General features: G+C 58.7%; 24 protein-coding genes. 3 read left to right on the top strand and 21 right to left on the bottom strand.

The features are described from left to right. Positions 1-21: 21 nt before the first annotated feature. From ACYZT0_RS02485 to ACYZT0_RS02455, 7 genes are all read right to left on the bottom strand, one after another. A complete protein-coding gene (locus ACYZT0_RS02485; protein WP_046054588.1) occupies positions 22-318 on the bottom strand; it encodes a phage tail assembly protein in 297 nt (98 codons plus the stop codon). Next, entirely contained in the window at positions 315-662 is a 348-nt protein-coding gene (locus ACYZT0_RS02480; RefSeq protein WP_046054587.1) for a phage tail tube protein, read from the bottom strand. Before ACYZT0_RS02480 ends, ACYZT0_RS02485 begins: the two co-directional genes overlap by 4 nt. Positions 663-729: 67 nt before the next feature. After that, positions 730-2,226 carry a phage tail sheath subtilisin-like domain-containing protein gene (locus ACYZT0_RS02475; RefSeq protein WP_462044484.1) on the bottom strand — a complete coding sequence of 499 codons (1,497 nt, stop codon included), beginning with the start codon at positions 2,224-2,226 and terminating at the stop codon, positions 730-732. Further along, the gene (locus ACYZT0_RS02470) at positions 2,226-2,408 is read right to left on the bottom strand and encodes a DUF2635 domain-containing protein (RefSeq protein ID WP_462044483.1); all 183 of its coding nucleotides are present in this window, start codon (positions 2,406-2,408) and stop codon (positions 2,226-2,228) included. The genes ACYZT0_RS02475 and ACYZT0_RS02470 overlap by 1 nt, the downstream gene beginning before the upstream one ends. Beyond that, complete coding sequence (locus tag ACYZT0_RS02465; RefSeq protein WP_462044482.1) at positions 2,405-2,989, bottom strand: phage tail terminator protein; 585 nt, start codon at positions 2,987-2,989, stop codon at positions 2,405-2,407. Before ACYZT0_RS02465 ends, ACYZT0_RS02470 begins: the two co-directional genes overlap by 4 nt. A gap of 133 nt (positions 2,990-3,122) precedes the next feature. Continuing rightward, on the bottom strand, positions 3,123-3,470 hold the full coding sequence (locus ACYZT0_RS02460) for a phage holin family protein (RefSeq protein WP_462044481.1): 348 nt from the start codon (positions 3,468-3,470) through the stop codon (positions 3,123-3,125). A gap of 506 nt (positions 3,471-3,976) precedes the next feature. Next, positions 3,977-4,711 carry a LexA family transcriptional regulator gene (locus ACYZT0_RS02455; protein ID WP_462044480.1) on the bottom strand — a complete coding sequence of 245 codons (735 nt, stop codon included), beginning with the start codon at positions 4,709-4,711 and terminating at the stop codon, positions 3,977-3,979. A gap of 210 nt (positions 4,712-4,921) precedes the next feature. On the opposite strand from ACYZT0_RS02455, the gene mutS reads away from it, so the two are divergent. Continuing rightward, on the top strand, positions 4,922-7,501 hold the full coding sequence (mutS, locus tag ACYZT0_RS02450) for a DNA mismatch repair protein MutS (protein WP_462044479.1): 2,580 nt from the start codon (positions 4,922-4,924) through the stop codon (positions 7,499-7,501). Positions 7,502-7,643: 142 nt separating this feature from the next. Continuing rightward, positions 7,644-7,967 carry a ferredoxin FdxA gene (gene fdxA, locus ACYZT0_RS02445; protein ID WP_128872800.1) on the top strand — a complete coding sequence of 108 codons (324 nt, stop codon included), beginning with the start codon at positions 7,644-7,646 and terminating at the stop codon, positions 7,965-7,967. Positions 7,968-9,122: 1,155 nt separating this feature from the next. On the opposite strand, the gene rpoS is transcribed toward fdxA, so the two are convergent. The 8 genes from rpoS to ACYZT0_RS02405 all read right to left on the bottom strand — a co-directional run bounded on the left by rpoS (position 9,123) and on the right by ACYZT0_RS02405 (position 16,257). After that, the gene (gene rpoS, locus ACYZT0_RS02440) at positions 9,123-10,130 is read right to left on the bottom strand and encodes an RNA polymerase sigma factor RpoS (RefSeq protein ID WP_008154012.1); all 1,008 of its coding nucleotides are present in this window, start codon (positions 10,128-10,130) and stop codon (positions 9,123-9,125) included. A gap of 105 nt (positions 10,131-10,235) precedes the next feature. Next, on the bottom strand, positions 10,236-11,093 hold the full coding sequence (locus ACYZT0_RS02435; RefSeq protein ID WP_462044478.1) for a peptidoglycan DD-metalloendopeptidase family protein: 858 nt from the start codon (positions 11,091-11,093) through the stop codon (positions 10,236-10,238). A gap of 211 nt (positions 11,094-11,304) precedes the next feature. After that, the gene (locus ACYZT0_RS02430) at positions 11,305-11,940 is read right to left on the bottom strand and encodes a protein-L-isoaspartate(D-aspartate) O-methyltransferase (RefSeq protein WP_462046493.1); all 636 of its coding nucleotides are present in this window, start codon (positions 11,938-11,940) and stop codon (positions 11,305-11,307) included. A 41-nt stretch (positions 11,941-11,981) separates the two neighbouring features. Beyond that, positions 11,982-12,731 (bottom strand): 5'/3'-nucleotidase SurE, encoded by a 750-nt coding sequence (surE, locus tag ACYZT0_RS02425; protein ID WP_462044477.1) that lies wholly within the window; start codon positions 12,729-12,731, stop codon positions 11,982-11,984. Next, a complete protein-coding gene (gene truD / locus ACYZT0_RS02420; protein WP_462044476.1) occupies positions 12,719-13,777 on the bottom strand; it encodes a tRNA pseudouridine(13) synthase TruD in 1,059 nt (352 codons plus the stop codon). The genes surE and truD overlap by 13 nt, the downstream gene beginning before the upstream one ends. After that, complete coding sequence (ispF, locus tag ACYZT0_RS02415) at positions 13,774-14,247, bottom strand: 2-C-methyl-D-erythritol 2,4-cyclodiphosphate synthase (RefSeq protein ID WP_462044475.1); 474 nt, start codon at positions 14,245-14,247, stop codon at positions 13,774-13,776. Before ispF ends, truD begins: the two co-directional genes overlap by 4 nt. A 43-nt stretch (positions 14,248-14,290) precedes the next feature. Next, positions 14,291-15,136, bottom strand: coding sequence for an S-formylglutathione hydrolase (gene fghA, locus ACYZT0_RS02410; RefSeq protein ID WP_462044474.1), 846 nt, complete (start codon positions 15,134-15,136; stop codon positions 14,291-14,293). Positions 15,137-15,144: 8 nt separating this feature from the next. After that, positions 15,145-16,257 (bottom strand): S-(hydroxymethyl)glutathione dehydrogenase/class III alcohol dehydrogenase, encoded by a 1,113-nt coding sequence (locus ACYZT0_RS02405; RefSeq protein WP_462044473.1) that lies wholly within the window; start codon positions 16,255-16,257, stop codon positions 15,145-15,147. Positions 16,258-16,363: 106 nt separating this feature from the next. Here ACYZT0_RS02405 and ACYZT0_RS02400 point away from each other — a divergent pair, with 106 nt between their 5' ends. After that, positions 16,364-17,260, top strand: coding sequence for a LysR family transcriptional regulator (locus ACYZT0_RS02400; protein WP_462044472.1), 897 nt, complete (start codon positions 16,364-16,366; stop codon positions 17,258-17,260). On the opposite strand, the gene ispD is transcribed toward ACYZT0_RS02400, so the two are convergent. From ispD to tilS, 6 genes are all read right to left on the bottom strand, one after another. Beyond that, positions 17,257-17,964 carry a 2-C-methyl-D-erythritol 4-phosphate cytidylyltransferase gene (ispD, locus tag ACYZT0_RS02395; RefSeq protein ID WP_462044471.1) on the bottom strand — a complete coding sequence of 236 codons (708 nt, stop codon included), beginning with the start codon at positions 17,962-17,964 and terminating at the stop codon, positions 17,257-17,259. The genes ACYZT0_RS02400 and ispD overlap by 4 nt on opposite strands. Further along, entirely contained in the window at positions 17,961-18,239 is a 279-nt protein-coding gene (gene ftsB / locus ACYZT0_RS02390; RefSeq protein ID WP_008028992.1) for a cell division protein FtsB, read from the bottom strand. The genes ispD and ftsB overlap by 4 nt, the downstream gene beginning before the upstream one ends. Positions 18,240-18,411: 172 nt before the next feature. Continuing rightward, complete coding sequence (gene eno / locus ACYZT0_RS02385; protein WP_462044470.1) at positions 18,412-19,701, bottom strand: phosphopyruvate hydratase; 1,290 nt, start codon at positions 19,699-19,701, stop codon at positions 18,412-18,414. Between the two features lie 163 nt (positions 19,702-19,864). Next, positions 19,865-20,710 (bottom strand): 3-deoxy-8-phosphooctulonate synthase, encoded by an 846-nt coding sequence (gene kdsA / locus ACYZT0_RS02380; RefSeq protein WP_007949350.1) that lies wholly within the window; start codon positions 20,708-20,710, stop codon positions 19,865-19,867. Beyond that, positions 20,710-22,347, bottom strand: coding sequence for a CTP synthase (locus ACYZT0_RS02375; protein ID WP_462044469.1), 1,638 nt, complete (start codon positions 22,345-22,347; stop codon positions 20,710-20,712). The genes kdsA and ACYZT0_RS02375 overlap by 1 nt, the downstream gene beginning before the upstream one ends. Before the next feature lie 274 nt (positions 22,348-22,621). Then, entirely contained in the window at positions 22,622-23,935 is a 1,314-nt protein-coding gene (tilS, locus tag ACYZT0_RS02370) for a tRNA lysidine(34) synthetase TilS (protein ID WP_462044468.1), read from the bottom strand. Positions 23,936-23,998: the final 63 nt, after the last annotated feature.

Genomic DNA, 23,998 nt, shown 5'->3' with positions numbered 1-23,998 from the left:
CCAGGTAATAGGCGACTGAAATCAGGTCGGTGATGGCTCCGACGCCGCACTCATGAAAAAACTCGCAACGGCCCAACTCAACGCGTTGAGGTCAGCCAGATCCAACTGGTTGACCGACGACGGCGGGATGCCGGCGCACACCGCGATGTATTTGGCCGCGACGTCCATGTCGAGGCTGACTTCTTCGCTCTTGTCGATCTTGTATGGCAGCGCCTTGATCGCCCGAACTTCCTGCACCGTTGGGCGGCGCAGGTTGAGTTCGGTCAAAGGCTCGCCGTGGGCTTCGATCGCAACCTGAAGCTTCACGGCACCAGTCATTGCCAGGTCCCCTTGATGCCTTCGAATTTCAATTCGATGGTGGCGTCGTCGCCTTTGGATACCGGTTCTTCCACCAGGTAGGCGCCAGCCAGTACGTAGACTTTGCCGTTGCTGAATTCGCAAGTGACGGTCATGTCGGCGCCTGCGATCAGTTGCTTGAGCGGGAAGTCCGCGGTGTGCAGCGCCGTCACTTTGAACGACGGGGAAATGTCGGTTTCCTTGTAGAAACCCGGTACGACGGTTTCCCGTTTCACAGCCATCAACGGCGCTTCGCAGCCGCCGTTGATGGTCAGTTGAGCGCCGTCCACTTTGACGTAGCAGGTACCCGCAATCAGTTGACCCATGGTGTTTCTCCCTTCAAATAAAAAGCCCACGCGAGGTGGGCTGAAATAACACAGTCAAAGGCAGCGATCAGGCTGCGTCGTCGTACTGCAGACGGAATTGGTTGAGCAGTGCGAACACGCGCAGGCCATTGATGTAATCCGGCGGGAACAGCACGTTGACCCGGCTCGGGTCCTGCACGTCGCGCTCGACGATCAGGTGCTCGGCGAACAGTTCGGCGTTTTCGACGTGGCCTTCCAGTTCGAGCTTGGCGTACTGGGCGATCAGCTCGCCGCGAATCGTGCTCGGGGTAACGATCGGCTGGCCGGCGCCGAAACGGGTGCCGTCAGAGGCCAGTTTGTGACGACCGTATTTGCTGGTGATCACGCTTTGCAGACGGCGCACGATGAAGGCCGACTGGTGCATGGTTTCGCTGTCCAGGTAGGAATTGTCTGCCTGGCCGTAGGCGTTCTTCTGATAGGTGGTGATCGAACGCTGAATGCGCACGTAGCCGCCTTCGTAGTACGCGGTGGCGATGCCGTAATTGAGCAGCGACTGACGCTCGGTCAGGGTGAAACGCTCGCTGGCCGGCGCCGGGTCAAGACCTGGCAGGCTGCCGCTTTGAGTCGGACGGCTGGCGTCGGCGGAGATGAACACCGACGTGCGCGCCGCCAGTGCGGCGGCCTGAACCCAGAACGGTTGTGGTACGCCCGGTTCCAGCGCCTGAAGGGTCATGTGCTGGTCGTTACGCGCCTGACCGGCCGCCACCAGGGTACCGATGGTGCCGCGCTTGGCGCTGTAGACGTGACCGAACAATTGCTTGGCCCACGACCAACGACCGGTGCTGTCATCCATGACGGCTTGCCAGGTGTTGAGGGTCGACAGATCCGACCACGGCATGCAGATGAACTCGAACGGTTCATCGCCCAGCGCCGCCACGGCGGCGACTTGATCCGGCACGCCGACGCCGCGGGTCATGGCGGTGATGGCCGAGGTCAGGCCAGCCGGGGCTTCTTCGCCATTGCTCTTGCCCAGGCGATTGAATTGCAGGCTGATGTCGTTGCCGCTGTCGCCGGTCCATTTGGCGCTCAGGGTCACGACGCCTTCGACGGCTGCCGCGCTGACCGGCAGATCTGCCGAGGCGTTGATTTTCAGCGTCAGCGCGGTAGCCGCCTGAGTTGCCGTGGCGCCGTTGACGATGGCCGCCTGAACACGAACGCCACCGACATACAGATTGAGCACACCGCTTTGAGTGGCCGCGCCGGTCAGGGTCAACACGCCTTTGGCGATGCTGCCTTCAGTGTTGTGCAGCGGCAGGCACCAGATCTCGCCGATCGGGTCGGTCTTGCGCCAGGTTTCGTACATCGAGGCGAGCATCGAGCCCTGACCGCCAATGCTCTTGGCCAGAGCCACGCTGGACACCAACACCAGTTTCCCGACGTCGGCCGGCGCAATGTTGTCGTTGACCTGAGCGACAATCAAACGGCGCATGGCCGACGAAGCACTATTGGCGGCCGAATTGTCCATCTCGGCGTAAAACAGCGGAACACGAATGTCCGCGGGGATGTTGCTGAATCCGATCGCCATTATTTGGCTCCCTGTGGTGTCGCCGCTTTCACGGCTTTGGTAGTGATATCGCCATCGGCCAGACGTCGACGCCACCAGGCGTTGTCCGGCACTTCACGGCCCTCGAGGGGCAACAGATCGCCCGCTTCCGGGTCCGGCACGGCGCGGCCTGGGGCCGGCAGCACGGTGATACGTTTGCTCATGGGGTTACGTCTCCAGAGAAAGTCAGTTCCAGGCGTCCGTCGGGGCCTGGGCGTTTCAGATTGGGGTCCGCTGGATCAATCGCATCGACCCGCACGGTGACCCCGGTAAAGGACGACAAGCCGTCCAGTTCACGTTCGTGCCAGCTCTCCGCAGGCTGATCAGGCAGATTGCGGCCGAGTTGGAACTCGGCAAAAAAGCGCAGGCGATACAGCACGCGGGTGCTGTTGATGGAAACCAGTTCGCCACCGTCGTACTCAATGGCGTCGTAGTCGCTGCCGGGCTTGAAACCCACCAGCGCCTGCCACACTTCGGCCCGCAGGTCGTGCAACAGATCCAGCGCTTTTGTAGCGTCTGCGGTGTCAAGCACCAGGGTCACTTCGAAGCGGTCGCGAATAGTCTGCCGCGTAGCGTTTTGCGCCGTGTTTGCGCTCGCCAGATCGGCAATCGACACCACGTAGGCGCAAGGGGCTGGCAGCGGGGTACTGGCTTGCAACGTTTCGAGATCAATACCGCCAGCCACGCGATTGGCGAGACTTGGGCAGTGATCACGCAGTTGGGTGATCAGTGGGGTGATCTTCATGGTGTTTTCACCGGGTAATAAAAAACCCGCTGAGGGCGGGCTTGAATGAGAGGTACTGGCTGTGGGAAACCCGCGTCCTTGCGGGTCGGATGCCGGTCGGCACCGCTGCTCGCCATTCCATTGGGCTTTGTGTTCAGTGATCCTGGCCCGTATCTCGCGGCGGCACTTCGCAAACGCCAATCCGCTTGGCTGCCCAGCGTTCATAAAGGCCGATGGCGACGTCTGCCCCAGCCATCGCCGTGAGGCAACCGAACGCGCAAGCCGTCCAGATCGACACGCCGGCGGCATACAGCAGCATGATTGCCGAGACCCCGCAGACCATGCAGGCCCCGGATCGCAAGGCCAGACGCCGCAGCAATGACCAGCCGCGGGCGCCCTCCTTGTCGGCGCGCCACATTTCGCCGGACACCCCGCCCACCAGGGCGAGGACGATGACGAGCCAGATCGGCATGTCCAGCAACGCTTGTTGCTCGTTTGTCATGTCACGCCTCCTGGGGGTGATTGATAAGTGATGTGTGTGTGTCTATCAAACGGTGTCTCTGAGGTGCCTGCGGTAGGTAGGCATTCCAAAAAGCCCGGTGTTGGCCGGACTTTTCAGTAATGCGGTCCTTCGCGTTGATCCTTCGGCGCTACTGGCGCGGTATAGATCGATTCAAATTGTTTTTCCGACCGCGGTCCCTGCCCGCCGGATAACTGCTTGCGGTGCTTTACGCTGCACACCCGGGTCAGTTGCCAACCCTCTGAACCGTTGAGGCCGGTTCATCGCTGCCTTTGTGGTGGAACTAAAGAGCTTCGTCTCGAGCTGCTTTGTTGAGCGGCTTGAGACAAAGAATATGCATGTATGCATATACAGTCAATGCACAAATGCATTTATTTGCGCCATGTAAATGCGTCAGCGCATACAAATCCCGCAAACAAAGGGGCCGACGGTTTTCGCCAGGCGAAAAAAAACCCGCTCGGTGGCGGGTTTTATCTGACACGCTGAGGTTAACGGGCGTACATGCCCCACCAGAAGACGTGACCGAGGATGACAATCTGCTCTTCCTGGATTTCCTGGAAGGTGTAGTCCTCGTCCGGATGCTCATCGCGATTGAAGCTGCGCAGGCGTATCCCGGTAGGCAGGCGATAAAGCTGTTTCACCCGCAGCTGGCCGTTGTGGTTAATGGCGTAAAGGTCGCCATCCACGATATCGCCGATCCCGCACTTGCCAGCATTCACGCCGACGGTGGCGCCGTCGCGCAGTACCGGCAACATACTGTTGCCGCGCACCGTCACGCATTTGGCCTGGTCGAACTGAACACCGTTATGGCGCAAACTCCGCTTGCCGAAACGCAGACTAGAGCGCTCGCTCTCTTCGATAACGAATCTTCCTGATCCTGCAGCCAATTCAACCTCGCGAAGAAAGGGGACCGATACCTCGTCGTCGTCGACGGGCGTATCGTCGTCCCACAGACTTATGTCCTTGAGTTCCGAATGCAATTGATCGCGCCCGGTATAGGCTGCCGGCGCGACATCCGCACGGCCCCGCAACTGGTCGGTGCTCACGGCGAAGTACTCGGCGATCTTCGAGATGTGTTTATCCGAAGGATCGATGATCTTCCCACTGAGAATTCGCGAGAGAGTGGATTGAGGCACACCGGTGCGACGGTGAAGCTCCGTGGGGGAGATCCCGTGCTGATCGAGCAGCGCTTTTAAGACGGTAGAAACATTGCGTTTTTGCATAACGCGCATAGTGCTTGTACTTTTTGCGGAAGACAAATGTCAAATTGCATAAATAGTGCATAAGCCGTGCATGCACAGAAGAAATGTAGCGCGGGGCTTTCATGCCTGCGTCGGGTGGACCGCCCATGTTAACCTTGCGCCATCGCGGAAAAGCCGGGCCGATGCCCCTCCTTTACCCTACACCTTTCAACGAATTTGCCTGATTATCCGATGAATAAAGCACTCTCCGATCTGTCCTCCCACACGCCAATGATGCAGCAATACTGGCGCTTGAAGAACCAGCACCCTGACCAGCTGATGTTCTACCGCATGGGCGATTTCTACGAGATCTTCTACGAAGATGCGAAGAAAGCCGCCAAGTTGCTGGACATCACCCTGACTGCTCGGGGGCAGTCGGCGGGTCAGGCGATTCCGATGTGTGGGATTCCTTACCACGCCGCGGAAGGTTACCTGGCGAAACTGGTGAAGCTCGGCGAGTCGGTGGTGATCTGTGAGCAGGTCGGCGACCCGGCCACCAGCAAAGGGCCGGTGGATCGTCAGGTGGTGCGAATCATCACGCCCGGTACGGTCAGTGACGAAGCGCTGCTGGATGAGCGTCGGGATAACCTGATCGCTGCCGTTCTGGGTGACGAGCGCCTTTTCGGTCTCGCCGTGCTGGACATCACCAGCGGCAACTTCACCGTGCTGGAAATCAAGGGCTGGGAGAATCTGCTGGCAGAACTGGAGCGGGTCAATCCAGTGGAGCTGATGATTCCGGATGATTGGCCCAAAGACCTGCCGGCGGAGAAACGTCGTGGGGTTCGTCGCCGTGCGCCGTGGGATTTCGAGCGCGATTCGGCGCTGAAAAGTCTTTGCCAGCAATTTTCCACCCAGGATCTGAAAGGTTTCGGCTGCGAAAACCTGACCCTGGCCATCGGCGCTGCCGGTTGCCTGCTCAGTTATGCCAAGGAAACCCAACGCACCGCCCTGCCCCATTTGCGCAGCCTGCGGCATGAACGCCTGGACGACACCGTGGTGCTGGACGGCGCGAGCCGTCGCAACCTGGAATTGGACACTAACCTGGCGGGCGGTCGCGACAACACGCTGCAATCGGTGGTCGATCGTTGCCAGACGGCCATGGGCAGCCGTCTGCTGACCCGCTGGCTGAACCGCCCGCTGCGGGATCTGACTGTATTGCTGGCGCGCCAGACCTCGATCACCTGCCTGCTCGACGGTTACCGCTTCGAGAAACTGCAACCGCAGCTCAAGGAAATCGGCGACATCGAGCGGATCCTGGCGCGGATCGGCCTGCGCAATGCCCGTCCTCGTGACCTGGCTCGCCTACGCGATGCGCTCGGTGCATTGCCTGAGTTGCAAGTGGCGATGACTGAGCTGGAAGCTCCGCACATCATTCAACTGGCGAAGACCACCAGCACCTACCCGGAACTGGCGGCACTGCTTGAAAAAGCCATCATCGACAACCCGCCCGCAGTGATCCGAGACGGTGGTGTGTTGAAAACCGGTTACGACGCCGAGTTGGACGACTTGCAATCGCTCAGCGAAAATGCCGGGCAGTTCCTGATCGACCTCGAAGCCCGTGAGAAGGCCCGCACCGGCCTGTCTCATCTGAAAGTCGGTTACAACCGCATTCATGGCTACTTCATCGAGTTGCCGAGCAAGCAGGCCGAATCAGCGCCGGCAGACTATATCCGTCGCCAGACGCTGAAAGGTGCCGAGCGCTTCATTACGCCGGAACTGAAGGCGTTCGAAGACAAGGCGCTGTCGGCGAAGAGCCGCGCCTTGGCTCGCGAGAAGATGCTCTACGAAGCACTGCTCGAAGATTTGATCGCCCAGTTGCCACCGTTGCAGGACACCGCCGCGGCACTGGCCGAGCTGGACGTGCTAAGCAACCTCGCCGAGCGTGCGCTGAACCTCGATCTGAATTGCCCGCGCTTCGTCAGTGAGCCGTGCATGCGCATCGGCCAGGGTCGTCACCCGGTGGTCGAGCAAGTATTGACCACGCCGTTCGTGGCCAACGATTTGAGCCTCGATGACAACACCCGCATGCTGGTGATCACCGGTCCGAACATGGGCGGTAAATCCACCTACATGCGCCAGACTGCTTTGATCGTGTTGCTGGCGCACATCGGCAGCTTCGTGCCAGCAGCCAGTTGTGAGTTGTCTCTGGTGGACCGGATCTTTACCCGGATCGGTTCCAGCGATGACCTGGCCGGCGGGCGCTCGACCTTCATGGTCGAAATGAGTGAAACCGCGAACATCCTGCACAACGCCACCGAGCGCAGTCTGGTGCTGATGGACGAAGTCGGTCGCGGCACCAGCACCTTCGACGGTCTGTCCCTGGCGTGGGCTGCGGCCGAACGCCTGGCACATCTGCGGGCATACACGCTGTTCGCCACCCACTACTTTGAGCTGACCGTGTTGCCGGAAGCCGAGCCGTTGGTGGCCAACGTGCACCTCAACGCCACTGAGCACAATGAGCGGATCGTGTTCCTGCACCACGTGCTGCCCGGACCTGCAAGCCAGAGCTATGGCCTGGCGGTTGCGCAACTGGCCGGTGTGCCGAGCGAAGTGATCGTGCGCGCTCGCGAACACCTGGGCCGGCTGGAAGCTACCGCACTGCCCCATGAAGTGCCGAAGCCAACCAAGGGCAAACCCGCCGCGCCGCAGCAGAGCGACATGTTTGCCAGCCTGCCGCATCCGGTACTGGATGATCTGGCCAAACTTGATCTGGACGACATGACCCCGCGTCGGGCGCTCGAAATGCTCTATACACTAAAGACACGGATCTAACGCACTTGCCTGCAAGCTGTTAGAATCTCGCGCGGTTTGGGATGCTGCTGGCTTATAGCCTGACCAGCAGACTATCGCTCCCAAACCTGGCGACCCCAACGTGAAGGGGCTCCGCTGCCGCCGCCTGAGGAGAAAATTAGAAATGACCTTCGTCGTCACCGACAACTGCATCAAGTGCAAGTACACCGACTGCGTAGAAGTCTGTCCGGTGGACTGCTTTTACGAAGGCCCGAACTTCCTGGTGATTCACCCGGATGAGTGCATCGACTGCGCACTGTGCGAACCAGAATGCCCTGCCGTGGCCATCTTCTCCGAAGATGAAGTCCCGGAAGACATGCAGCAATTTATTCAGCTGAACGTTGAGCTGGCGGAAATCTGGCCCAACATCACCGAGAAGAAAGAATCGATGCCGGATGCTGAAGAGTGGGATGGCGTCAAAGGCAAGATCAAAGACCTCGAACGCTGATTGCCCCGCGTTCTCGAAAAGGCCCCTGCGGGCCTTTTTGCTTTTCTGCAGACAAAAAAAGGGGCGGTTTGACCCGCCCACATTTTTTCCCTATTCCCTGTATTCCTTTTCATCGTCCTGATGAATCGCTTCCTGCGATGTCCTTTCCCCTCATCCTTGAAGGGCGTGTCTGTCCGTCGACACAGATCAGATACTAGAGAGTTCCCTACCAAGAGCAATGGCCCCGGACAGTTGCAACTGCCTGTCACAGGCTATTCATCTAAAAAAATAACTATATAAATCAACTATTTAATCTTCTCTCAGGTAAGAATATGTACGATTGCTACTCATGGAGTTAGCGAACACTTACGAAAGAGTAAGCAAACACTTACAGCGAGAGACTGCAAACCAGAGATGATTACGGAGGGAACTCAAAACCTGTCATCAGGATCGAGTAGGAGGCGGGGTTGCCCCCGCCGTCCTCTCACACCACCGTACATACGGTTCCGTATACGGCGGTTCCTGCCTACTGACAAAGAACGTCAGCGAGCTTGGTTCCGTTGATGTGTCGCCTGCGGTATCTAAGCGCCCAGACCGGCCCTCGGAGCTTCCGGCTCCTACCTCCTGATGGTCTCGACCTCCGCTACGCGGAGTTTCTGCTTTACGCTCCAACAGAGATCACACCCGACTATCCACTCATGGCAGGTTCAACCCTTCATTACTCCGGTTTCGAGCAACTACTACGGCCTCTGCTGACTTCTGTCGCCCATCCCGTCATCTCGCGACGCCGGTAGCACATGGCAGGCTAAATAGATCTCCCAGGGTAATTCGCGCGACCTTCCTGCTTATGCTTGTCGGATCTACGTCGTAGCGCTCCGTGCAAGTATTGGGCTTTGGCAAGTTTGGCTACCTTACCCCGCTACGCCGCCTAATCCGCTTCCTGTTCGTCAGGCCAGCATTTTGCCTCGGGCTTCCTTCAGATTCGCAGTCACCCGCGACACCCTTGTCTTTGGCTAACACTTCCCCTTGCCGGGTGTGTAGAGGACTTTCACCTCCAAGTCACCAGCGTGGCCACCACAGCCAAGCTGGTTGCGCTTGCGCGCAACGCGCCATGCCTGGCGCACCAATAAAAAACCCCGAACCAGTCGGGGTTTTTAAAGCCAGCCAGCAAATTACTTATTGAAACAGCGACTCGCTCGACAGGCCATTCTTCTCGAGAATCTCCCGAAGACGCTTCAGGCCTTCAACCTGAATCTGTCTGACCCGCTCCCGGGTCAGGCCAATTTCCAGGCCTACATCTTCAAGTGTGCTGCTCTCGTGACCGCGCAGCCCGAAGCGGCGTATCACCACTTCACGTTGCTTGTCGGTCAGCTCCGAGAGCCATTGATCGATGCTCTGAGACAGGTCGTCATCCTGCAACAGTTCACATGGATCGGTTGGACGGTCATCGGTAAGGGTGTCCAGCAGGGTTTTATCCGAATCCGGACCCAGCGAGACGTCGACCGAAGAAACCCGCTCGTTCAGGCCGAGCATGCGCTTGACCTCTCCCACTGGTTTTTCCAGCAGGTTGGCGATTTCTTCGGGTGAGGGTTCGTGATCGAGTTTTTGCGTCAGCTCCCGTGCAGCCCGCAGGTACACGTTGAGCTCTTTGACCACATGAATCGGCAACCGGATGGTCCGGGTCTGATTCATGATCGCGCGCTCGATGGTCTGACGAATCCACCAGGTCGCGTAGGTCGAAAAGCGGAAGCCACGTTCAGGGTCGAACTTCTCTACTGCCCGGATAAGCCCCAGGTTGCCCTCTTCGATCAGGTCCAGCAGCGACAGACCACGATTGACGTAACGCCGAGCGATTTTCACCACTAACCGCAAGTTACTTTCAATCATGCGTTTACGCCCGGCCGGATCTCCACTTTGCGACAAGCGCGCAAAATGAACTTCTTCTTCGGGGGACAGCAGAGGGGAAAAACCAATCTCATTGAGGTACAGCTGCGTGGCATCGAGCGCACGCGTGTAGTCAATATACTTGTGTTGCTTTAACGAAGCGGAGTGTTTGGATTTGGCACGAACGGAAGGTGGAGCAGCCCCTTCATCATTCGACATCGAATCCGTACCGATGCCGGTCTCCATCAGGAGAACCTCATCGTCGATGTCAAACTCCGGCACTTCTTTACTGAGAGCCATTGTTATAGTCCTTTGGTGAGTTCGACCTCAAGCTCAAGCGGCGCCTCTATCCTTGGCAACGCTGGAGCCTGTTCCCTCTACGCGACGGAACAGGCTGGAAAGCGATCAACGACGTGGCAGGAATTGCAGCGGATCTACGGGTTTACCTTGACGGCGAATCTCAAAATGCAGCTTCACCCGGTCTGTTCCCGTTGACCCCATTTCGGCAATTGTCTGTCCGACCTTGACCTGCTGCCCCTCCCGAACCAACAGCCTGCGGTTATGTCCGTAGGCACTGACGTAGGTATCGCTGTGCTTGATGATGACTAATTCGCCGTAGCCCCTTAAGCCACTCCCGGCGTATACCACCGTCCCATCAGACGCAGCTAAAACAGGCTGTCCCAAATCCCCGGCGATATCAATTCCTTTATTCAAACTCCCGTTTGAAGAGAATTTACCAATCAGAATGCCATTAGATGGCCATCCCCAGCCGGTCGGGGCCGGGCCTGCCGGAGGCAGTGAAGCGGTTGCCGGTTTGTTCGCGACGGACGGTACTACCACCCCTGCGCCCGTGGTCGCACCTGTTACCGGACGACGGAAGACTGTGGTTTTACTCGATGACGAAGGCGTTGAATTCGACGAACTGACCACTGCTGCCGGCGTTGAATCGGTACGGCCGTCAAAGCGAATCGTCTGACCCGGATGGATCGTGTAAGGCGTAGGAATGTTGTTGCGTGCCGCGAGGGCTTTGTAGTCCCAGCCATAGCGAAAAGCGATGGAGAACAAGGTGTCTTTAGGTCGTACAACGTATTGACCCGTGGTCACTGCCGGACGCTGGGCGACGGCGTTGTTGCGATCGACGACGCGTACGTCGCTCGATTTGTTGCTGGAGCATCCGACCAGCAAGGTGCTCAAGACAAGGCCAGTCACCAGGCGCTGAAAGCTCGTTTTACCCATTCGCTGCGCAATGACTGTGAGACTCACCCGCCGCTCCCTTTGTGGTGGCTGAAATATTGGATTGCCGTGTTCTGGCACGAAATGTCGCAAGTATAACGGGCCGTGCAGGCTTTACCTTTAATGAAGCAAAAAGGCTTCGCGCACACGTTTGCTGCCTGACGATGAATCCCGTTTAACTTATCGATGCCGCTGTAAGACAGGAGCAATCGAAGAGAATTCAGCGCCCTGAAACAAATGCTCAGGCGAGTGGCCCATTGAGTAATGGGACGAAGCGTACAGCCCCCAGAACACGCCTGGAAAAGCCCTGCTCTTCCCGAATGATCAGCATCAATTGTTGAACATCACCCGACCCAACCGGGATCACCAGCCTTCCTCCCGGCGCTAGTTGATCGAGCAGCGCCTGAGGGACATCGGTCGCCACCGCGGTCACGATAATGCCGTTGTACGGTGCCAGTGCCGGCCAGCCTTCCCAACCATCGCCCCAGCGGAATACCACGTTGCGCAGGTTCAGTTCCACCAGGCGCTCCTTGGCCCGATCCTGCAAAACCTTGATGCGCTCGACCGAAAACACCCGTTCGACCAGCTGTGACAGCACCGCCGTCTGGTAGCCCGAACCGGTGCCGATTTCCATCACCTTGTCGAGAGGACCTGCCTCCAGCAGCAGCTCGCTCATGCGGGCCACCATATAAGGCTGGGAAATGGTTTGGTTATTGCCGATTGGCAGCGCGGTGTCTTCATAGGCGCGGTGAGCCAGCGCCTCATCGACGAACAGGTGACGCGGCGTACGGCGGATGACTTCCAGCACTTTGGCGTTGGAAATCCCCTCTTCATAAAGCCGCTGAATAAGGCGCTCGCGGGTCCGCTGAGAGGTCATGCCGATGCCGCGACGCAGCATATCGTCTTGTTCACGACCCATTAGTGCAGCCCCTCCAGCCAGCCATCGAGACTTCTGAAGGCATCATTGAAGGTGCGATCCAGTTGTAGTGGAGTGATTGAAACATAGCCCTGCATCACCGCATGGAAATCGGTGCCCGGGCCGCCGTCTTCAGCATCGCCTGCCGCCGCAATCCAGTAACCGGATTTACCGCGCGGATCGACCACTTTCATCGGCGCCGCAGCACGTGCGCGATGCCCGAGACGGGTCAGCTGAATACCCCGGATGTGGTCCAGCGGCAAATTGGGAATGTTCACGTTCAGTACCGTACGCGGTGGCAGTTCAAGGTCCGCGTGAGCCTCTACCAGTTTGCGCGCAAAGTACGCGGCTGTGGGAAGGTTCTCCACTTGCCGTGAGGCCAACGAAAAGGCAAACGAAGGACGCATCAGGAAACGTCCCTCAAGGGCCGCCGCCACGGTGCCGGAATACAACACGTCATCACCCAGGTTGGCGCCCAGGTTGATGCCCGAAACCACCATGTCCGGTTCGCGTTCCAGCAAGCCGTTAAGGCCCAGGTGCACGCAATCGGTGGGTGTGCCATTGAGGCTGATAAAGCCGTTGGCCAGGGTTTGCGGGTGCAACGGACGGTCGAGTGTCAGCGAGCTGCTGGCGCCGCTTTTGTCCTGGTCCGGGGCGATAACCACGCATTCGGTGTAATCCGCCAGCGCAGCATAAAGCGCGGCGAGACCGGGTGCGGTTACCCCATCGTCGTTAGAAATCAGAATACGCATGGGCTGTCCGTCTGCCCCACCGGCACCAGATCAACAAGCTCGCGCACCAATACAGTGGCGAAGCATCCGGCCGGGAGGACGAATTCCAGTTGCAGAATGTCAGGCTCGGGATAATGCCACGTCAACCCACCAATGGGCAGCCGCAGGATGCGACGTTCGTGGCTCATACCGGCGTTAATCAACCAATCACGCAAGTCTGCTTCGCGCGTGGCGATTGCCTGCTCCAGTTCATGGACAGCGCCAGTCGCCGGCGAGTCACCTTCGCCCCACTGCGGACCGGTCGGGTGCAGATCGAGAATAGCCAGACGCGGGTCGCTGCACTCGGCAACACCTGCGGGAAAGAAGCTGCGGCTGTCGGTGAAGGCCAGCAGATCACCGACCTGGGCACGCTGCCAGGTGCCATCGGCGACGCGCGCCGCCAGCACCTGATTGAATAGAAAACTGCGCGCGGTGGAGAGCAGCCGCGAACGCACGTTGCGTTGTTCTGGCAAGGCTTTGCGAGCAGCCCACGCACGGGCATCGACCACGTTACCGCCGTCAAACCCAAAACGCTGAGCGCCGAAATAATTGGGAATACCTTGCTTGGCGATCAGTTGCAGACGCTCCTCGATCGCCGCTTTGTCGCCAGCGAATTGCGTCAGGCGCAAAGTGAAGCCATTGGCCGAGTGAGCACCGCGTTGCAGCTTGCGTTTGTGTCGACCGGTCTTGAGGATTTTCAGCGTATCGTTTTCCGCCGCCGACAGATCAGGATCGGCCTTGCCCGGCAGCTGCACGCTGAACCACTGGCGAGTCAGCGCCTGTCGATCCTTGAGGCCCGCGTAACTGACGGTGCGCAATGGCACGCCTGCCGCCTTGGCTATCCGCCGTGCCGCTTCTTCGGTATTCAGACCGCGTTTTTCCACCCAGATCCACAGGTGCTCGCCATCGCCACTGAGGGGGATATTGAGAACTTCATCGACCTGAAAATCTTCCGCCGTCGCTTTCAGTACCGCGGTGCCGAGGGCTTGACCATAGGCCCGCGGGCCGAGTAATTGCGCCTCGTTCATGCGCGCAGCAACAAGGTCACGGAGTGCACGGCGATGCCTTCTTCGCGACCGACAAAGCCGAGCTTTTCGGTGGTGGTAGCTTTTACGTTCACTTGATCCAACTCAACTTGAAGATCCGCGGCAATCAGCGCACGCATCGATTCGATATGCGGGGCCATTTTCGGCGCCTGGGCGACGATGGTGTTATCGACGTTGCCGACTTTCCAGCCCTTGGCGTGGATCAGTGCGACGACATGACGCAACAGCACTCGGCTGTCGGCGCCTTTGAATGTCGGGTCGGTGTCAGGGAAGTGCTTGCCGATATCACCCAGCGCCGCGGCGCCGAGCAAGGCATCGCTCAAGGCGTGCAGCAGGACGTCACCGTCGGAGTGAGCGAGCAGCCCGAAGCCGTGTGCAATCCGCACGCCGCCCAGAGTAATGAAATCGCCTTCAGCGAAACGGTGCACATCGTAGCCGTGGCCAATACGCATAAAAAAACGCCCCGATTTTTGTCAGGGCGTGATTCTACCTGCATTAGGCGCCTAGGGCGCGTGCGTGATGCTGTAAGTGGTCATCAATGAAGCTGGCAATGAAGAAATAGCTGTGGTCGTAGCCCGGTTGCAGTCGCAACGTCAGCGGATGACCCGCCAGTTTGGCCGCCTGTTGCAAGGCTTCAGGCTTGAGCTGAGTGGCCAGGAAATCATCGCGATCACCTTGGTCGACCAGCAGCGGCAGCTTCTCGTTTGTCTCGGCGATCAACGCGCAGGCATCCCATTCGCGCCACTTCGATCGGTCTTCCCCCAAGTAGCGGGAAAAGGCCTTCTGACCCCAAGGGCAGTCCATCGGATTGTTGATCGGCGAGAACGCCGACACCGACTGATAACGCCCCGGATTACGCAACGCGCAGGCCAGCGCGCCGTGGCCACCCATGGAGTGACCGCTGATGCCGCGCTTGTCCGAAGCCGGGAAATGGGCTTCGACCAATGCGGGCAATTCCTGCACGACATAGTCATGCATCCGATAGTGCCGGGACCAGGGTTCCTGCGTGGCATTCAGATAAAACCCGGCACCGAGACCGAAGTCCCAGGCGCCATCCGGATCACCCGGCACATCGGCACCGCGAGGACTGGTGTCCGGCGCAACGATGATCAGCCCCAGCTCGGCGGCCATGCGCATCGCACCGGCCTTTTGCATGAAGTTCTCGTCGGTGCAGGTCAGGCCGGACAACCAGTACAGCACCGGCAACTTGCCGCCCTGCTCCGCTTGCGGCGGCAGGTACACGGCAAACACCATGTCGCAGCCGACTACATCGGAGCGGTGCCGGTAGCGCTTGTGCCAGCCGCCGAAGCTTTTCTGACAGGAGATATTTTCCAGGCTCATGACCGACCTCAGAAATGGATGACGCTGCGGATGCTTTTGCCTTCATGCATCAGGTCGAAAGCCTTGTTGATATCTTCCAGGCCCATGGTGTGGGTGATGAAAGTATCCAGCGGGATCTCGCCGGTTTCGGCCATTTCGACATAGCTCGGCAGCTCGGTGCGACCACGCACGCCGCCGAACGCCGAACCGCGCCAGACGCGACCGGTCACCAGCTGGAATGGACGGGTGGCGATTTCCTGGCCGGCACCGGCAACACCGATGATCACCGACTCGCCCCAACCCTTGTGGCAGCACTCAAGTGCAGCACGCATCAATTGGACGTTGCCGATGCATTCAAAGGAAAAGTCGACGCCGCCGTCGGTCATGTCGACGATGACTTCCTGGATCGGACGATCGAAGTCTTTCGGGTTCACACAATCGGTTGCACCCATTTGCATGGCGATCTCGAACTTGGCCGGGTTGATGTCGATGGCAATGATCCGCCCAGCCTTGGCTTTGACGGCACCGATGATCGCCGACAGACCGATGCCGCCGAGGCCGAAAATAGCCACGGTGTCACCCGGTTTTACCTTGGCGGTATTGAGCACCGCGCCGATGCCGGTGGTGACGCCGCAGCCCAGTAGGCAGACTTTTTCCAATGGAGCTTCTTTTGGAATCTTGGCCACGGAGATTTCCGGCAGCACGGTGTACTCGGAGAATGTCGAGGTACCCATGTAGTGAAAAATCGGCTGACCCTTGTAGGAAAAACGCGATGTGCCGTCCGGCATCAGGCCTTTGCCCTGAGTCGCGCGAATCGCCTGACACAGGTTGGTCTTGCCCGACAGGCAGAATTTGCACTGACGGCATTCCGGGGTGTACAGCGGGATCACATGATCGCCGACAGCAACCGAGGTCACGCCCTCACCGATCGCTTCAACCACCGCGCCACCTTCATGACCCAGGATCGACGGGAAGATGCCTTCCGGATCCGCACCGGACAATGTGTAGGCATCGGTATGGCAGACACCGGAGGCAACCACGCGAAGCAGGACTTCACCGGCCTTGGGCATGGCGACATCGACTTCAACGATCTCGAGGGGTTTCTTGGCCTCGAAGGCAACGGCAGCGCGCGACTTGATCATGTGAATTCTCCAGTGAATAAAAACGAGACCGGGAGTGTAATACAACGCTCCACGGTGAATAATCCGGACAAAAGCAAAACATTATTGCCATACAGGGATAATCCTAATGTCCGAAAACCGCTGGGAAGGTATCGACGAGTTCGTCGCTGTCGCCGAATGCAGCCAGTTCACGGCTGCCGCGGAACGCCTTGGGGTTTCGTCCTCCCACATCAGTCGACAAATAGTACGGCTTGAAGAGCGACTGCAAACCCGCCTGCTTTACCGCAGCACCCGCCGGGTCACCCTGACCGAGGCCGGGCAAACCTTTCTGCAACATTGCCAGCGTTTACAGGATGGTCGCGAAGAAGCGCTGCGAGCGGTGGGCGACCTGACCAGTGAACCCAAAGGCATGCTGCGCATGACCTGCGCCGTGGCGTATGGCGAACGATTCATCGTGCCGCTGGTGACCCGTTTCATGGGGCTCTATCCGCAACTGCGAATCGACATCGAGCTGAGTAACCGCCAACTCGACCTCGTGCACGAAGGCCTGGACCTGGCAATCCGCCTCGGTCGCCTGCAGGACTCGCGGCTGGTGGCGGCACGCCTGGCGCCACGGCGCATGTACCTTTGCGCATCGCCGTCTTACCTGGAACGGTATGGTCGCCCGCACAGCTTGTCGGAACTGAGCCGCCACAACTGCCTCATCGGCAGCTCGGACCTCTGGCAACTGGAACAGAACGGACGGGAATTTTCCCAGCGGGTACTGGGAAACTGGCGCTGCAACAGTGGGCAAGCGGTGCTGGATGCGGCGCTACAGGGCGTGGGTTTGTGCCAGCTGCCGGACTACTACGTGCTGGAGCATCTGAAAAACGGTGAGTTGATTTCGCTGCTGGAAGCCCACCAACCGCCGAACACCGCCGTGTGGGCGCTGTATCCACAGCAACGGCATCTGTCGCCGAAGGTGCGCAAGCTGGTGGATTACTTGAAGGAAGGATTGGCCAAACGGCCGGAGTACGCAGCCTAGCGACGGGTAGTCCAACGCTGACGTAACCATTCAAGGTCTTCAGGGCGAGTGACCTTGAGGTTGTCGGATCGGCCTTCAATCAGGCGCGGCGACTGACCGGACCATTCCATCGCCGAAGCTTCATCGGTAACCACAACGTCCGCGACCAGACTGTCGGCCAATGCCCGATGCAGCGCCCCAAGACGAAACATCTGCGGCGTATAGGCTTGCCAGATCACACTGCGATCCACAGTTTCAACGACGCGGCCCTGCTTGTCGACCCGCTTGAGCGTATCGCGTGCCGGAACCGCCAGCAGCCCGCCAACCGGATCTTCCGCCAACTCACTCAGCAACTTATCCAGATCATCACGGCTCAGATTCGGCCGCGCGGCATCGTGAACCAACACCCAATCCTCATCGTCTGCGCCTTGCGCGTGCAAATGCAGCAACGCATTGAGCACCGACCCGGAACGCTCGGAACCGCCTTCGACACGCTGAATACGCGAATCGCAAGCACACGCCAAATTCGGCCAATAAGGATCATCAACAGCAAGACTGACCACCAACCCCTTCAGGGAAGGATGATCAAGGAAACAGCCAAGGCTGTGTTCGAGAATAGTGCGCCCGCCCAGTTGCAAGTATTGCTTGGGACGGTCCGCGGCCATACGGGCACCGACGCCCGCGGCAGGAATCACGGCCCAGAAGGCCGGTAACGAGGGGTTCATTGAGCCAACTGGTAAAGGGTTTCACCGTCCTTGACCATGCCCAACTCATGGCGGGCCCGTTCTTCAACGGTCTCCATGCCCTTTTTCAACTCACTGACTTCAGCGTCCATCACCCGATTGCGCTCGAGCAGCCCCTCGTTCTCAGCGTGTTGATCTGCGATCTGCTGAGTCAGTTCGGCCACTTGCGCCAGACTGCCATTACCCACCCACAGACGATATTGCAGGCCAGCCAGCAGCAGGAGCAAGACGAGGAACAACCAATTGGGACTGCGCATCGAATATCAGGTATCCAGTGAAAAAAGACAGCCATGCCAAAACTTTGAAGCGTCTGATAGCACGAAGCCTGGAAAAACCAGGCTTGTGCTAATAAGGCATCAGATTAGTGGCAAATCCATCGCTGGAGCGATTTTTCCGACACAATCCGGTGTCTTTTTTACTATCCAGCAATCAGCCGCGGAATTCGCTGCGACCGTTGTACTTGGCTTTGCCATTCAACTGCTCTTCGATACGCAGCAGTTGGTTGTACTTGGAAACGCGGTCGGAACGGCACAGGGAACCGGTTTTGATCTGACCAGCCGCAGTGCCCACAGCCAGGTCGGCAATGGTCGAATCTTCAGTTTCGCCGGAGCGATGCGAGATTACGGCAGTGTAACCAGCGGCCTTGGCCATCTGGATGGCTTCCAGGGTTTCAGTCAGGGTGCCGATCTGGTTGAACTTGATCAGGATCGAGTTGGCGATCTTTTTATCGATGCCTTCTTTCAGGATCTTGGTGTTGGTGACGAACAGATCGTCGCCTACCAGTTGAATCTTCTCGCCGATTTTGTCGGTAAGAATTTTCCAGCCAGCCCAGTCGGACTCGTCCAGGCCATCTTCGATGGAGATGATCGGGTAACGCTCGGTCAGACCTTTCAGGTAGTCGGCGAAACCTTCAGCGGTGAACACCTGACCTTCGCCGGACAGGTTGTATTGACCGTCTTCGTAGAATTCGCTGGCCGCGCAGTCCAGTGCCAGGGTCACGTCGGTGCCCAACTTGTAACCGGCGTTGGCCACGGCCTCGGAGATTACTTTCAAAGCGTCTTCGTTGGACGCCAGGTTAGGTGCGAAACCACCCTCGTCACCCACAGCAGTGCTCAGGCCACGGGCCTTCAGAACGGCTTTGAGGTGATGGAAAATCTCGGTGCCCATGCGCAGACCTTCCGAGAAAGACTTGGCGCCAACCGGCTGAACCATGAATTCCTGGATGTCGACGTTGTTATCGGCGTGCTCACCACCGTTGATGATGTTCATCATCGGAACCGGCATCGAGTAAACACCCGGGGTGCCGTTCAGGTTGGCGATGTGAGCGTACAGCGGCAAGTCCTGGTCCTGTGCGGCTGCCTTGGCTGCTGCCAGGGAAACGGCGAGGATCGCGTTGGCGCCCAGGGAACCTTTGTTTTCAGTACCGTCGAGCTTGATCATCGCGTGATCCAGGGCTTTCTGGTCGCTTGGGTCTTTACCCAACAACAGGTCGCGAATCGGACCGTTGATGTTAGCGACGGCTTTGAGTACGCCCTTGCCCAGGTAACGGCTCTTGTCGCCATCACGCAGCTCGAGCGCTTCACGCGAGCCAGTGGAAGCACCGGACGGCGCGCAAGCGCTACCGATGATGCCGTTATCGAGAAGCACGTCCGCTTCCACGGTGGGGTTGCCACGGGAGTCGAGAACTTCACGACCTTTGATGTCGACGATTTTTGCCATTGTTGTAAACACTCCAAAGTTGACGAAAACGCTGTAGGAACACGGTTTGCCGGCGATGGGGCCCTCAAGGACGCCATCGCTGGCAAGCCATGCTCCTACAAGAGCAGTGCGGCCAGCGGGCCTGAGCATTAATTCGTGCGGTACTTTACCGGAGAAATGAGGATTACGCGGTTTCTACCGTCGGAAAACTCTTCACCAGTTCGTCCAAAGCTTTGAGCTGGGCCAGGAATGGCTCCAGTTTGTCCAGACGCAAGGCGCAAGGGCCGTCGCATTTGGCATTGTCCGGGTCCGGGTGTGCTTCGAGGAACAGACCGGCCAACGACTGGCTCATACCGGCTTTTGCCAGATCAGTGACCTGGGCACGGCGACCGCCGGCGGAATCGGAGCGACCGCCGGGCATTTGCAGCGCGTGGGTCACGTCGAAGAACACCGGGTATTCGAACTGCTTCATGATGCCAAAGCCAAGCATGTCGACGACCAGGTTGTTGTAGCCGAAGCTCGAACCGCGCTCGCAGAGGATCAACTGATCGTTACCCGCTTCCACGCATTTGCTCAGGATGTGTTTCATCTCATGAGGCGCGAGGAACTGGGCTTTCTTGATGTTGATCACCGCACCGGTCTTGGCCATCGCGACCACAAGGTCGGTCTGGCGCGACAAGAAGGCCGGCAACTGGATGATATCGCAGACTTCAGCGACGACCGCGGCCTGATCAGGCTCGTGGACGTCGGTGATGATCGGCACGCCGAAAGCTTGCTTGATGTCCTGGAAAATCCGCATGCCCTCTTCCAGGCCGGGGCCACGGTAAGAGGTCACGGAGGAACGGTTGGCCTTGTCGAAGCTGGCCTTGAACACATAAGGGATCCCGAGTTTCTCGGTAACCTTTACGTATTCTTCACAGACCTGCATCGCCATGTCGCGGCTTTCCAGCACGTTCATGCCACCGAAAAGCACCATGGGCTTGTCGTTGGCAATCTCGATATCGCCTACGCGAATGATCTTCTGCGCCATCAGATTTGCGCCTTCTTCTGGTGTTGAATCAAAGCTGCTTTAACGAAACCGCTGAACAACGGGTGACCGTCGCGTGGTGTCGAGGTGAACTCTGGGTGGAACTGGCAAGCGACGAACCATGGATGATCCGGGGCTTCAATCACTTCAACCAGCGCGCCATCACCGGAACGACCGGAGATTTTCAGACCGGCCTCCATGATTTGCGGCAGCAGGTTGTTGTTCACTTCGTAGCGATGACGGTGACGCTCGACGATCACGTCTTTGGCGTAGCAATCGTGCACCAGGGAACCCGGTTCCAGCAGGCAATCCTGAGCGCCGAGGCGCATGGTGCCGCCCAGGTCGGACGTTTCGGTACGGATTTCGACGGCGCCGGTGGCGTCTTCCCACTCGGTGATCAGACCCACGACCGGGTGACCGCTTGCACGGTCGAACTCGGTGGAGTTGGCGTCTTTCCAGCCCATGACGTTACGAGCGAACTCGATCACGGCCACTTGCATGCCCAGGCAGATGCCCAGGTACGGGACCTTGTTTTCACGAGCGTATTGAACGGCAGTGATCTTGCCTTCCACGCCACGCAGACCGAAGCCGCCAGGGACCAGAATCGCGTCGACACCTTCCAGCAGCGCGGTGCCCTGGTTTTCGATGTCTTCGGAGTCGATGTAGCGCAGGTTGACCTTGGTGCGGTTGCTGATGCCGGCGTGACTCATCGCTTCGATCAGCGACTTGTAGGCGTCCAGCAGTTCCATGTACTTACCGACCATGGCGATGGTGACTTCGTGCTCAGGGTTGAGCTTGGCGTCGACCACGGCTTCCCACTCGGACAGATCGGCACCGCCACATTGCAGGCCGAAGCGCTCGACAACGAAATCATCCAGGCCCTGGGCGTGCAGAATGCCCGGGATCCTGTAGATGGTGTCGGCGTCTTCCAGCGCAATCACCGCCCGTTCTTCAACGTTGGTGAATTGCGCGATCTTGCGACGAGAAGAGATATCGATCGGGTGATCGGAACGGCAGACCAGCACGTCTGGTTGCAGGCCGATGGAACGCAGTTCCTTGACCGAGTGCTGAGTAGGCTTGGTTTTGGTTTCGCCAGCAGTGGCGATGTACGGCACCAGTGTCAGGTGCATCAGCATCGCGCGCTTGGCGCCGACTTCGAAACGCAATTGACGGATCGCTTCGAGGAACGGCTGGGATTCGATGTCACCCACGGTGCCACCGATTTCGACCATGGCCACGTCGGCATCGCCGGCGCCCTTGATGATCCGGCGCTTGATTTCGTCGGTGATGTGCGGGATCACCTGAATGGTGGCGCCCAGGTAATCACCACGGCGCTCTTTGCGCAGGACGTGTTCGTAGACACGGCCGGTGGTGAAGTTGTTGTTCTGGGTCATGGTCGTGCGGATGAACCGCTCGTAATGGCCAAGGTCCAGGTCGGTTTCGGCGCCGTCGTGGGTGACGAACACTTCACCGTGCTGGAACGGGCTCATGGTGCCCGGGTCAACGTTGATGTACGGGTCCAGCTTCAGCATGGTGACCTTAAGTCCCCGCGCCTCCAGGATGGCCGCCAATGAAGCCGATGCGATGCCTTTCCCCAATGAAGAAACAACACCGCCCGTGACGAATATGTAGCGCGTCATGAAAAACCCTAGAAGTCTGCGTTAAAGCGGTCCGAGCCGCCGGGGAAAGCGAAGGAAGGCCGAAGCCCCCGATCACCTGCATTAATCACAGTGCACCTTTCAAAAAAACCGCCGCGTTGGGACAGACCGGAAAATGAAACACCGGTACGTTGCTCGCTACACATTTTTTGGAATCGCCCAGCAAAGACTGCTTGGTAATCGGCAACTCCTGCAATTCAGGCGAATCCACAGAAGTTGTATCAAGAAGGGAGCGTAGTCTACCGGAAAGCCCCTTTCAGCTCAAACCTTGATCTTCGGTCGGTGGCTGCCAATGCAAATTCCAATGCTCCTTTGCACTGCCGTCCAAACCCCGCAGGTTGGCCACCGCCAGTAATTGCTCGCCTCGGTACAGCAGCGGCAATCTGCCACGGGCGAAACCCGGCACGCCACTTTCGTTGAGCAATCGCTTCAGATCGCGATGGCCGCGACCGGGCAGATTCATGACCTCACCACCCTCCCGATAGCGGATATGCAACGGGCCATCGGGAATTTGGCCAGTGACTGTGATCACCCCGTTGTCCGGCAACACCAGCGATAGCGAGGGATCAGGCCAGGTTCCGACGGCGGGCGAGGTGCGCAACCATCTGCCTGACAACCACCAGATACGTCCACCCGCCCGATGCAATTCACCATCCGCCAGCCGCCAGATCGGGCGGGCATCGCCGGTGGCGTCGCGTAAATCCTCCCAACCCGACCAATGGTCACAGTCTGGCAGTCGCGTCAGCGGTTTGAGCCAATGACTTAACGCATTACGCTGACGAGCAGCGGACAGCTTTTCCAATGCCGCCAGCTCCAGCGACGGCAATCCCAGCCAGTCAAAATCATTGGCCGTGCTGGCGTCAGTCAGGTCGATTTGCGCAAGCTCATCGAGCAATCCCTGCGCTTCACTCAGATGTGCAACGCTACGGGCCATGGTCGCCAACGCTTGCGGCCAGCGCTCGGTCAATACAGGGAAAACCTGATGCCGCAGGTAATTACGCGAGAACTGTCGGTTTTGGTTCGAAGGGTCTTCGATCCAGTTCAGCTGATGCTCGGACGCATAGGCTTCAAGTTCAGCCCGTGTTACATCGAGCAATGGCCGAAGCAACTGCCCTTTACCGAGCAGGCGCTGGCGTGGCATCCCCGACAATCCCCTCACCCCTGCCCCACGCAACATCCGAAACAACAGGGTTTCTGCCTGATCGTCACGGTGCTGGGCGGTCATCAACACTTCATTGGCCTGAGTCGCCTCGATGAACGCGGCATATCGCGCATCCCGAGCGGCACGCTCAAGGCTGGCGCCGGGTTGGACCTGCACGCGAACCACCTGCAACGGCACACCCAGAGCATCGCAGACCGACTGACAATGATCCGGCCACGCATCAGCCACAGCCTGAAGGCCGTGATGGACGTGGATGGCGTTGAGCGCCGGCAGGGATTCGGTTTTTGCGAGGTGTGCGAGAAGGTGCAGCAGAACGGTGGAGTCGAGACCACCGGAGAAGGCGATGCGCCAGGTTGTAGCGTTGCGCCAAGGGGCGAGTTGCTTGAGAAGTACTGCGCAGAGAGTCATGAACGCACCAAAACCTGTAGGAGCCGAGCTTGCTCGCGATAAACGATAACGCGGTCGGCCTGT

The sequence above is a fragment of the Pseudomonas sp. ZS1P83 genome (assembly GCF_054897825.1).
The sequence above is the reverse complement of the archived record's forward strand: the minus strand, read 5'-3'. Positions and strand labels throughout refer to the sequence as shown.